We start from the raw sequence: 10,905 nt of genomic DNA, 5'->3' as shown, positions 1-10,905 counted from the left end.
TCACGCGGCCTTTCCATGGCGCGCAATCTCATCAAATGCGCCTTTCAAAAGAGCGCCCGTGTCTAACTGGCTGCTGCGCTGGATCTGTCGCAGGCCTGCGGTGTCAGTCCACACGAACGCACCGGAGGTGCTTTCATTGATCCGCATCAGGCGTTCAATGACACTGTCTTCGTCCATTTTGAACACACGGCCGGGACTGCCTGCGTCGTGGCAAATCAGTTCTGCAGCGAGTGTCGCGCGGCTTTGATGCGCTCTCCGCCAGTAGGTATCCAAAGCATAGGCAAAGAGAGCATCGTGGAGGTTTGGCTTTGGTCCAATTGAAAACTCGTACCATCCGCTCGCGCCTGTTTCCTGCACCAAAGCGAGTTCCGAGAGAAGGGGTTCAGCTGCATCGTCCATCGCTCCACTAGGGCGACTGCAGTAACTGCGGAGAAACACAGTCACATCGTTTTGGATGGTCTTGTGCGCACCGCGCCAGCCTTTATGCTCAATCAAGTGCTCAATTGCCTGGACTAGATCTGCTGATCGAAACTCGTGGCCGAACAACCCATTGAAACAATAAAAGAAAGTCGTGGTGTTTTCAGGGCTCGACGCAAGATTCCAGTGGATAAGCCACAGGGATGTCGGATGCTCCAAATACGGATCGAGTCCGCCATCACCAAAAAGCAGATCTCCCAATGGCGTCGGCTTCAATTTTTTGCCATCGAGTTCGATGATTCCAGCAGCCTGCGCCCAAAACCGCATTGAAACCGCCATATTGCGTCCAACACCGAACCGAGAAATGGCTTCATCGTCCTTAAAGACTGTCAGTGGGGCACCGTCACGAACCGCGTCATATGCTTTGCGCAACCAAAGGATGCGCAGGGGGAATGTCTCGTGTCCGGCGAATTGTGGTTTGCCGGACCAATTGTCAAATACATCGGCCATAAAGCTATGCTACTGGTGAAGCTCACCAGTAGCAACCCGGACTTTGGCGGTTGCGTCGTTTATTGCCGCTGCCGCCTCGTCAATGTCTTGCTCATTTAGCCACCATCCGACGCCGACGCGCAGGAAACGTTTCTGCCTGTCGTGGGAAAGGTTTAGTGCGGATAGCACCGGCGATGGCTGCAACAGTCCCGAATGGCAAGCAGAGGCGTTCGAAAGGCATATTTTCGTATTCAATACGTCTATTAGATCAGATGTTGAAGATACATCAAGGACGAAAGCGGCGGCGCCGGGAATGGACGGGCTCGATGAAAAGAGGCGTTCCGCTCGGGCCGGGCTACCTGATAGTTGATCCTCGAGCCGGGAGACTAGGTTTCGGCTGTGGGTTGTTTCGCGCGAAATGCTCTGTAGCGAGATCTCTGCGGCGGTGCCCATTGCTGCTGTCAACGCGGCCGGTTGGGTTCCGCTTAGGTTCTCTCTGACGGGAGTCGCAGCCGTCAGTTCGTATGGCTTTGGTGCGTGGGCGGCCACGAAAAGCGCGCCAACGCCTTGCGGGCCGCCGAATTTATGCGCCGAAAGGCTGAGGTAATCGACACCAAGATCGAAAACATCGATTGAGAGTTTGCCCGCGGCCTGCGCTGCATCGACATGCAAAAGGGCACCGACATCACGGGACATTTTACTTATCTTTTCAATTGGTTGAATGACGCCTGTCAAATTGCTGGCGAGCATCGTGCTGACAAGAAATGTGCGCTTGTCAAGAAGGGCTTCCATGCTTTCCAGACAAATCGCACCATTGGTATTTGCTGGACAGATCGCAACCTCAAAGCCCAGCTCTTGCAACATGTCTGCAGGACGGCGGACTGCATCATGTTCCATCGCAGACAATACAATTCTTTTTCTTTCTGGGGTTTGTCCTGCTACGGCACGCGCAGTGCCGACTATTGCAAGTGCGTTAGCCTCTGTGGCGCCGGAGGTCACATAGATCTCGGTCGGTGTGGCGCCAATAAGATCTGCCACCGCTCGCCTCCCTGCTTCGAAGTGGCTATTAGCCTTCCAGCCGGCAAGGTGGTTGGAATTGGCATTTCCAGGTTGTGCCAAAGCCTCTAGGAGAGTGTCTCTCGCTTCCGGGCGCATCGGCCAGCTCGAAAGGCCATCAAGATATAGCATGATCTTTTAGTTGCCTCCGCAGGTTTCTATGAACGCATGGTGATGGTTGGTGCAGGCGCGCCATCCCACACGAAATCCCAAGTCGCACCCTGCCGAATGTACTGCACCAAATGCGGACGAAGTGCGACCAGGCATTGACCGTCCGGCAGTCGTGAGGACGGGTAGAGGATCCCGTTGCCGTCTGAGCCAAGCACATCGCGGGCCAGGACTTGCCCCGCCGGGTATGCGGTCGCAGGGTCAGTGTGCAATGCGGCGTCTTCTGTTCCCGGGGCGAGTTCGTGAAACTGTGAAGTGAACCCGGCAAAAAGCTCCCTGTAGGACGTGAGGTTGTCGAACACACCGGTCGCCTCAAGCTCTCGCGTCAGATGCCAGGATACCTCGGCTTGCGCGGTTTCTATCGCAAGATCTCCATAAGACGCGTACCACGCCCCGCGGTCCGGGCCATTGAACCTGTTGCCTGTCGGGCGGGTATAGCAGAACGCTGCATTCACCAGCGTCCAGCCATAGCCGGCGGCCTCGGTCAGAAGCTCACCAGGATGAAGGCCGCCCGGGATTGGCAGGGTGACGGACCGGCGCGCCGAGGTCAGCCCTTCGATTTCCTCAAGGATCGCCAACTCATCGTCATTATCCGCCAACGGTGCCATTGCAGGTTCGTCGACATAGGCGGTAGAAATCAGCCGGACAGTTTTGGGGTCGGTAAACTCGACCTGTGCCAGGTCACTTGCTCTGATCACACGCCACCTCGGAGCGCATCTATATGCTGGCGCATTTTCATCATCGCCGGAATTCCGCCTTCGCACATGATCTGAACCGGGGTCTTGCCATTGAAGCCCAGGCCTGCATTGGCGGTCTTTGGCCAGCCAAATGTGAGCGGACCGTTGAACAAGAGCCTCAGGCCTTTGAACAATCCGATCAGCAGGCTTGCGCGGGTGACCTTGTCCTGATCTAGCACGCCCTTATACGTACCAGCTTTCATGCGCCCCCAAGTAGCAGTCGGAACATCGAACAACATTGCGGCTTCGGCGTTCGAAAGTCCCCAGGCATCAGCGGTCCGAACAACGCCTTTGATAATCGCAGCGATTTTGTCCTGTTGGTCAATTGGCTGGACATATGCCGGTTGAGTTACATTTGGGATGGGTTCAAGCATGATTGGCTCCATATGAGTAGAAAATACATATCATATGATTAGGAATTGTCAATATCCCTTATATGGCGTGCGTTGCCTGATTGGTTGGTACGCCAGCGCTTTGGCGCTGACCAGGCTCTAGGCCGCTCGATTGCACCTGACGGCCCCTTCGTGGGGAGACCCAATTGGCCCCGCTTCGGCGGGGTCTTTATTGGTCAGCGTTTTCCCAGGAGCAAGCCTCCAAAATTATCCGTCGACGGTGCAGAAGGACAAGCCCCCCTGCCCCGCCGCTATCCGCGCGGGAGCACCGTGAACGCTGTGCGATTTGGCTGTCAATCCATGTCGGAACATCACAGAGTTGCAGCGAACTACGACGTAACTATATGAAAAATATTATTTTGGTGAGGTTGAGCAATGAAGGAAATTTCTCGAGAAGAACTCTTCGAACTCGTATGGCGCAAACCAATGACGAAACTGGCGGGGGAGTTTGGTCTTTCCGATCAGGGTCTTTCCAAGATTTGCGCGCGCCATGCAATTCCAAAGCCACCGCGGGGTTATTGGGCAAAGCTGGAAGCGGGCAAGGAGGTTCAGATAAACGAGCTTCCTCCCTGCCCTGCGGGAACGGCCAGCATCATTCGATTCACGCAAAGCGGCCAATTCCAAAGAAAGTCTCGCGAAAGCACGAGATGTCTCGAGCAGGCTGCGGTGAACGTCGGCAAGATCCCAATACCGGTGACGTTGTGCAACCTCCACCCAATCGTTGCGGCTTGGGTGGACGAGCATCGAGAGGAGCAAGTTGAGCGGCGTGCTCGATTTCGTGCTCGACAGCCGCACGATCTTTGGTGGGGCGAAGAAAAACTGGCCGATCTGACGGAGCGGGATCTGTATCGCTTCCGGGTAACCAGCGCGCTCCTTAAAGGTTTTGAAGCAGAAGGGGGTCGTGCGCTTGAAGGTGGTATTCGCGGCAAATTGAGGTTGGAGGCTTCAGAGGAAAAGTTCGAAATCGCTGTTGTCGAAAAGATGTATCAGTTTCACGGAAGGCCGTCCGATGAGCCGAAGGATTGGACGGCCTACCGGTATCATCACAACAGCGCCTTGGCTCCTACCGGGTTCTTGCGCTTCACGATCACGACTTATCTTGGAACGGGTGTGAAGAAGGAATGGGTGGAATCGAGCAAGCTCAATGGTGAGGATTTACTACCAACCGTGATTGCGGGCCTTTTGCAAGCAGGGCCGGCTTTGGCTGCACGGCGCGCGGAGTTTGCGGAGCGAGACCGTCGCATTGAGGAGGAGCGGATCGCAGAGGAACGGCGCCGTCTTTTGGCTCAACTTGAGCAGGAGCAATGGCGTTTGTTCCGAGACCGGGCGAAGGACTGGGAAGAGGCGCAAAGGCTTCGATCCTTTCTCGCTGCACTAGAGGCGAACCCTCATAGCCTGGCCGAGGAGATTGACGGGATGCCAGCGGCTGACTGGATGAAATGGGCACATCGCAAGGTCGAGGAACTCGATCCGTTGGTGTGATCCGATGGCCGAATTTTCGGAAGATATTGACGTTGATCCGTGCTTTAAGGCGCGATCGCACAGGGCTTTCATTGGCGTTGGTTAGAATGCTGGTCGCAGGTCTCGCCAAAACCACAAGGGGCGGTTCCCAGAATTCTCCCCTGCCCTACCGTGCATTCCTCGCGGAACAGAATTCTGGTCCCCTACCCCTCGCCGCTTCCCTTCGCCTTCGGTGTAGTTTTGGCCATAGTCCCTGCCCTCGGACCTTCATCGCAACACCACAGAAAGGAACCTAGCGGTGAACACCATCTGCATTCACTTCGACAGCTTCGATATTGAAAACGCCAAAGGCAGCGGTTCGATCTCTACCCTGACATTCGACATCGAAATCACCGTTGAGCCCGCCTCTAGCGACAAGCCGATGGCCCTCGCGCACCGTGTTCTTGGGCGCTCTTCCCGTGGCCGTTTGGTCGAAAGTGGCTGGATCTGGAAGAAGCAGAATCGCGATAACGGCGCAGACTACTTCACGCGGACGAACCGTGACTTTGGTTTCAACGCCAATCTAGGCCGCAAACCCAATGATGAAACGCTCAAGGCTTTTATTCTGTGGGGCCCGAAGGACGCCGCGTAGCCCCGAGTGCTGGTCAGAGCACCCGGCCAGCACATCCCATAAGAGAATCGGGCGTCTCGATTCGCTTCCAATCGATCCCTCTCGTTGTTTCATTGCGGTGACTTGCCGTTTTCAGCAGGCGCTCCTGCGGAGCGTCGATGTCTGCGCGCACTCATCTATCAGTGACCCTGCGCGATCAGTCGTAACAGCGTTGATGTAATGGTTTCAAACGTCCTTCTAAGAAGTTTGACAGCCGTGCAATCCCAAAAAACGAATTAAAAACAATAAGTTGTATCATATTCGGGCTAAATTTGGTGTTGGCGGACAGTGAAATGAAAGCACAATTCGCAAGATATTGTAGTCGATTCCGCTTCGCCCGCATAAACTTGTGGGGCACACAAGAACGCATCGCTGTCTGATGCTCAATCTGCTTCGTCGAGAAAATCGTTGTGGAGAATCCGATTCCGGGGTAAGTCACAGTTTAACGAAAGAAATCGCACAAAAAGCGATATTTGGCGAGGCGGCGGCATGGTTGCAGAACCATTCTTGGGTGAAGACAGGGGCACTCCCTTCGATGAGATTATCCTCCAGCAAGGAGAGTTGATCTCTGACAGGCTCAATATGTTGCGCCAGGAACAATATCCACCTGACGCTCAGAAGGGTTTGCGCCAATTCTCGCTCGCAGAGGTTGCTTACTACCTTGGGGTCACGCAATCCACCATCAAGAAACTCCATCTCGAGGGAAAAGGCCCAGAGCCGGAAACGTCCTCTTCGGGGCGTCGATCCTATTCAGCTGAGCAGATGCTGGAGCTACGCGCCTATCTCGATGAGCATGGTCGCCCAGGCAAGCGCCGCTACCTGCCACATCGGACAGAAGGCGAAGACCTTCACGTTATCTCGGTTGTGAACTTCAAAGGCGGAAGCGGCAAGACCACCACGGCATCGCATCTGGCGCAGCATCTCGCATTGAAGGGCCACAGGGTTCTTGCCATCGATCTTGACCCGCAAGCGTCCCTGACAGCTCTGCATGGCATTCAACCAGAGTTAGACTCTGTTTCTTCGCTCTACGAAACGCTTCGCTATGACGAGGAGCGGCAGCCTATCAGCACTATCATTCGTTCAACGAATTTCCCGAACCTCGATATCGTTCCGGCGAGCCTCGATTTGCAGGAATACGAATATGACACCCCCGTCGCGCTCACGAGTCATGACCCGTCAGAGGGTCGAGCGTTTTTCACAAGGATCTCCAAGGCGCTGGCGGAGGTGGAGGATCAATACGATATTGTTGTCATCGACTGCCCCCCGCAGCTTGGGTATTTAACTCTAACCGCCTTAACAGCGTCTTCTTCGGTTCTGGTAACAGTTCATCCTCAGATGCTTGATGTCATGTCGATGAGCCAGTTTCTCTTAATGCTCGGAGGTATTCTTCGGACGATCCGGGAAGCCGGCGCCGAGATGAAGCTGAAATGGTTTCGGTATCTCGTGACGCGCTTCGAGCCGACCGATGGCCCACAAAAGCAGATGGTTGGTTTCCTGCAGGCCATGTTCCCCAACCAGATGCTTGAGGCACAAATGGTGAAGTCCACCGCGATCTCGGATGCGGGGATCACGAAGCAGACGATTTATGAGGTCGAACGAACTCAATTTGTTCGATCGACCTACGATCGCGCCATCACCTCCCTGAACGCTGTGAACGACGAGATCGCAGGCCTTGTTCATCAAGCATGGGGGCGCGAATTGCCATGAATTTGACAGCCGTGCAGATCGGTTTTGACAGCCGTGCAACCGCGATTTTCCGAATTGGATTTGGGAGGGGGAAATGGCCAGAAAAGACCTGCTGAAATCCGTAATGGGCGACGCAAGCCAGGCCAAGCCAGGCGCAGAACGATCAAGCTACGCGATGCGTGGCGCGTCGAAATCCATGAAGGTCTCCATCGATAGTATGGCAGAGAACTCAAAGCGGCTGCTTGAGGGTGAAACCATCGTTGAGATCGACACGAACCTCATAGATGCATCATTCGTAAACGACCGGCTGAGCGGTGATGACGAGGCATTCGAGGCGCTAAAACGTTCTATTTCAGCCAGCGGGCAGGACACGCCCGTTCTGTTGCGTCCACACCCAGAGATTGCGGGCCGCTATATGGTGGTCTTCGGTCATCACCGCGTCCGTGCTGCGAGCGCTTTGGGGCGCTCGGTTCGGGCCGTGGTCAAGGAAATGGATGATGTTGCGCACGTCCTTGCCCAAGGACAAGAGAATACCGCGCGTGCTGACCTTTCCTTCATCGAGAAGGCGCTCTTTGCCAAAAACCTTCGCGATCTCGGTCAGGAGAAAGATGTGATCCAGCAAGCACTGACGATCGACGGGACGCTTCTGTCGCGAATGCTCTCGGTCGCAAGCACAGTGCCGACTCACATCGTCGAAGCGATTGGACCGGCCAAGCAGATCGGGCGCGACCGTTGGGAAGACTTCAAAAAGCTGATGGCGGAAGAGACCAATCACAAGTTTGCCGACCGTATCCTCGGGACAGAGGGTTTCGATCAACTCGACAGCGACACGAAGTTCGAGATTTTGCACAGCAAGGTGGCGGAGGCGGGCAGGGCGCCCAAGCGCCGCAGCTCCAAAACTGCGTCTGCCAAGCGTACTTGGACGGCCGGAGAGGGCCGGATCAAGGGAGTGATTGGCCGCACTGGCCGGGCCTACAACATCTCGCTGACATCCAAGGATTCCGCGGCGTTCGGTGAGTTTCTCTCGGAGAACCTCAATGAGCTTTACGCGGAGTTTCTCAGAAAAACTGAGGAGACTTCGACATCATGACCTGAGGCAAAAGAAAAGCCCCCAAGCCGATCCGGCCCGAGAGCTTATCCGATTAGATTAGATACCTACTGGATACCGCTCCCGCGAATCACTGTCAACGAAAGAACGTCGTTTTGGCGAACGGGACTCTTTTGCCTCCACAAACTATGGAGGTGAAATACAGGCATGACGCAGAGCGGTTGGCGCAAGCCGACGCCGGGCCTTGGCATTGCAGAGCAACTTGCCAAGGCCGGTGAACGGGTAGCTATTCCCAAATCCAAAGCATTCGTAGCTGTGAAGCGCGTCGGCGCCCACATTGGCCTCAAGGCCGGCGACGTGCTGCTTCTCGACACGCTTGGGGCATTCACACAGTCCCAGGATTGGGAGGAGGGGCAGCGCCCGATCGTTTGGGCGTCAAACGCCTATTTGATGGAGCAGACGGGTTTCTCGCTGTCCGCGCTCAAACGCCATGCGCGCCGCCTGGCCGAGATCGGTGTGATCTCCTTCAAGGACAGCCCTAACGGCAAGCGGTGGGGCCGCAGGGACGCTGACGGGCGCATCATCGAGGCCTATGGCTTCGATCTGTCGCCGCTCTCGGCCCGCGTCGAGGAATTCGAGCAGCTCCAAGCTGAATTGCAGGCCGAACGCGAGCTCTGTCAGCGCCTGAAGCGCCAGATCACGGTTGCGCGCCGGATGATCCGAGCCAGGATCGAAGCGGCCTTCAGCAGCACGCTGAGAGGACCCTGGGAGCATTTTCTGGGGTTGTTCGAGGATCTCCTGGACCGTCTTCCACGCAGAAATGCGGCCTCTGAGACGCTTGAGCGGCTCTTGGCATGGTTCAAAGATCTTCAGGAGCGTGTCGAGGCGGCCTTTCTTAAGGCAGTTCGAGTGGATGAGGTTGTGGAAAACATCGCAGGATCCACTGAACAAGTTAGTGAAAAGACTCAAGAACTGGACCCCAAGGAGGTCAATTCTGAACTTCATATACTAATTACAAATCAACTTAATCCTGTAACCTGTAATCGCTCAGAAACTGAGCAAGCAGTCGGCGTAGTGCCAAATGCCCCACCGGAAGGGCAGGTGGATACGGAGTTGGAAGATTGGGCTACTGAAACGCGCAAAAAACAGGGAGCATCGCTTGATTTGCCAACTGTGATGCAGGCTTGTCCTGAATTCGCGTCATGGGCGCGCAATATGGGCGGTTACCTGAAGGATTGGGGCGATCTGCACCGGGTTGCAGGGCAGTTGCGGCCGATGATCGGCGTTTCTGAGAATGCCTGGAACCTCGCTCAGGACCGCCTTGGGCCTCAAATTGCGACAGCAGCGTTGGTTCTGACCTTCGACAAGCACTGCGCCGGTGAAGTGGCATCTCCGGGCGGATATCTGCGTGGCATTGTCCAAAAAGCCGGGACAGGGGAGTTGCGTCTCGAGCGCAGCTTCTATGGCAGGCTCAATGGGCAAGCTGCATGAATTGGGCGTCACTGAACTTGCTCAAGACGGGCTCTGACGGTCGGGGTGCTCAACAGTAAACATGCAAGAAATCGCGAACATAGAGCCAGAACTTGTGGAAAGAAGATACACGACTGGACCTGTCCCGTTCTCGTGCCGCCCCAAGTGCTCGTTTAGGCCACTTTCCGTTCGAATGCGACCGGACTTTTCCAGCCCAATGCTGAGTGCCGCCGTCGCGGATTGTAGAAGCCGTTGATGTATTGGAAGATGGCTAGTTCAGCGGCCCTGCGCGTTGGCCACGGTCTTCGCCAGATCAACTCGGCTTTGATCGTTTTGAAGAACGTCTCGACGGCGGAGTTGTCATAGCAATTGCCTCTGCCGCTCATCGATACCTTGAAGCCATGCTGGCGCAGGATCTTTTGATAATCGTGAGAACAGTATTGGCTTCCGCGATCCGAATGGTGAATGCAGCCCCTGGGCGGTTGCCTGAGTGCGACAGCCATTTTCAACGCTCGGATCGCCAGATCACGCTTCATTCGGTTCGACACGGCCCAACCGATCACACGCGGGGAATGCAGATCGAGAATGACCGCCAGATAGAGCCAACCTTCCCGCGTCCAGACATAGCTGATGTCACCTGCCCATTTCTGATTGGGCGCATCCGCATGGAAGGCCCGGTTCAGCAGATTGGGCGCGATGTTGAAGGCGTGGTTGCTGTCGGTAGTCACCTTGTACTTCTTGGATCGTTCGACACGAATGCCATTCTCACGCATCAAACGACCGACGCGACGATGGCCGATGTTCAAACCGAGCTCTTTCAGTTCCTCCGTCATTCTCGGCCTGCCATAGCTGCCCAAGCTGAGACGTGATTGTTCCTTGATGTGCGCAAGAACAATCATGTCGGTTCGCTGCCTGTGACTGGCAGGGCGGCAGCGATAGGCCCGCAAGCCACGTTCACTGACATCCAGCACATCGCACATCCGCTTGGCACTGAAGGTATCAGTGTTTTCTTCGATAAACCGGAACCTCATTGCTTTTGGCCCGCGAAGAATTGCGTTGCCTTTTTTAGGATCTCCCTCTCCTCCTTGAGAATGCGGTTCTCTCGTCGAAGCCGTTCATTCTCACGGGCAAGGTCAAGATCCTTGTCAGAGACAACATCCGTGTCGCGGTGCGACAGAATCCATTTGTTCAGAGTCGACAGCCCAACACCCAGATCAGATGCCACCTGCTTGCGCGTCAGTCCGCTGGTCAGCGCGATCCGCACCGCATCAGCGCGGAACTCGTCCGTCCGTTTCAATCCCATAGTTCATCTCCTTTGCTGCAATAAATGCT

Annotated in this window: 10 protein-coding genes; 5 read left to right on the top strand and 5 right to left on the bottom strand. The window is 55.5% G+C overall.

The annotated features are described in order from the left end of the window. Genes I9188_RS19840 through I9188_RS19825 form a run of 4 tightly spaced genes read right to left on the bottom strand, consistent with a single transcriptional unit; the run spans nucleotide 1 to nucleotide 3,241 of the window. The gene (locus tag I9188_RS19840) at nucleotides 1-927 is read right to left on the bottom strand and encodes a DUF4007 family protein (protein ID WP_209599736.1); all 927 of its coding nucleotides are present in this window, start codon (nucleotides 925-927) and stop codon (nucleotides 1-3) included. 9 nt (nucleotides 928-936) lie between these two features. Continuing rightward, nucleotides 937-2,094 (bottom strand): aminotransferase class V-fold PLP-dependent enzyme, encoded by a 1,158-nt coding sequence (locus I9188_RS19835; protein ID WP_209599735.1) that lies wholly within the window; start codon nucleotides 2,092-2,094, stop codon nucleotides 937-939. A gap of 26 nt (nucleotides 2,095-2,120) precedes the next feature. After that, the gene (locus I9188_RS19830) at nucleotides 2,121-2,828 is read right to left on the bottom strand and encodes an RES family NAD+ phosphorylase (protein ID WP_209599734.1); all 708 of its coding nucleotides are present in this window, start codon (nucleotides 2,826-2,828) and stop codon (nucleotides 2,121-2,123) included. Continuing rightward, nucleotides 2,825-3,241, bottom strand: a complete 417-nt coding sequence (locus tag I9188_RS19825) for an antitoxin Xre-like helix-turn-helix domain-containing protein (RefSeq protein ID WP_209599733.1) — start codon at nucleotides 3,239-3,241, stop codon at nucleotides 2,825-2,827. The genes I9188_RS19830 and I9188_RS19825 overlap by 4 nt, the downstream gene beginning before the upstream one ends. A gap of 393 nt (nucleotides 3,242-3,634) precedes the next feature. Here I9188_RS19825 and I9188_RS19820 point away from each other — a divergent pair, with 393 nt between their 5' ends. The 5 genes from I9188_RS19820 (at nucleotide 3,635) to repC (ending at nucleotide 9,594) form a co-directional block, all read left to right on the top strand. Then, nucleotides 3,635-4,741, top strand: coding sequence for a hypothetical protein (locus I9188_RS19820; protein ID WP_209599732.1), 1,107 nt, complete (start codon nucleotides 3,635-3,637; stop codon nucleotides 4,739-4,741). A 277-nt stretch (nucleotides 4,742-5,018) separates the two neighbouring features. Next, complete coding sequence (locus tag I9188_RS19815; protein WP_209599731.1) at nucleotides 5,019-5,351, top strand: DUF736 family protein; 333 nt, start codon at nucleotides 5,019-5,021, stop codon at nucleotides 5,349-5,351. A gap of 507 nt (nucleotides 5,352-5,858) precedes the next feature. Further along, the gene (gene repA, locus I9188_RS19810) at nucleotides 5,859-7,076 is read left to right on the top strand and encodes a plasmid partitioning protein RepA (RefSeq protein WP_209599730.1); all 1,218 of its coding nucleotides are present in this window, start codon (nucleotides 5,859-5,861) and stop codon (nucleotides 7,074-7,076) included. Nucleotides 7,077-7,149: 73 nt separating this feature from the next. Continuing rightward, nucleotides 7,150-8,145, top strand: coding sequence for a plasmid partitioning protein RepB (gene repB, locus I9188_RS19805; protein WP_209599729.1), 996 nt, complete (start codon nucleotides 7,150-7,152; stop codon nucleotides 8,143-8,145). 165 nt (nucleotides 8,146-8,310) lie between these two features. Next, on the top strand, nucleotides 8,311-9,594 hold the full coding sequence (gene repC / locus I9188_RS19800; RefSeq protein WP_209599728.1) for a plasmid replication protein RepC: 1,284 nt from the start codon (nucleotides 8,311-8,313) through the stop codon (nucleotides 9,592-9,594). 152 nt (nucleotides 9,595-9,746) lie between these two features. On the opposite strand, the gene I9188_RS19795 is transcribed toward repC, so the two are convergent. Then, nucleotides 9,747-10,876, bottom strand: a protein-coding gene (locus tag I9188_RS19795; protein ID WP_209599727.1) for an IS3 family transposase whose coding sequence is annotated in 2 segments (ribosomal slippage) — nucleotides 9,747-10,633 and nucleotides 10,633-10,876 — 1,131 coding nt in all. Because the reading frame shifts where the segments join, the coding sequence is not laid out codon by codon here. Nucleotides 10,877-10,905: the final 29 nt, after the last annotated feature.

Source organism: Ruegeria sp. HKCCSA071 (genome assembly GCF_017872555.1).
Classification (GTDB): domain Bacteria; phylum Pseudomonadota; class Alphaproteobacteria; order Rhodobacterales; family Rhodobacteraceae; genus Ruegeria.
The sequence above is the reverse complement of the archived record's forward strand: the minus strand, read 5'-3'. Positions and strand labels throughout refer to the sequence as shown.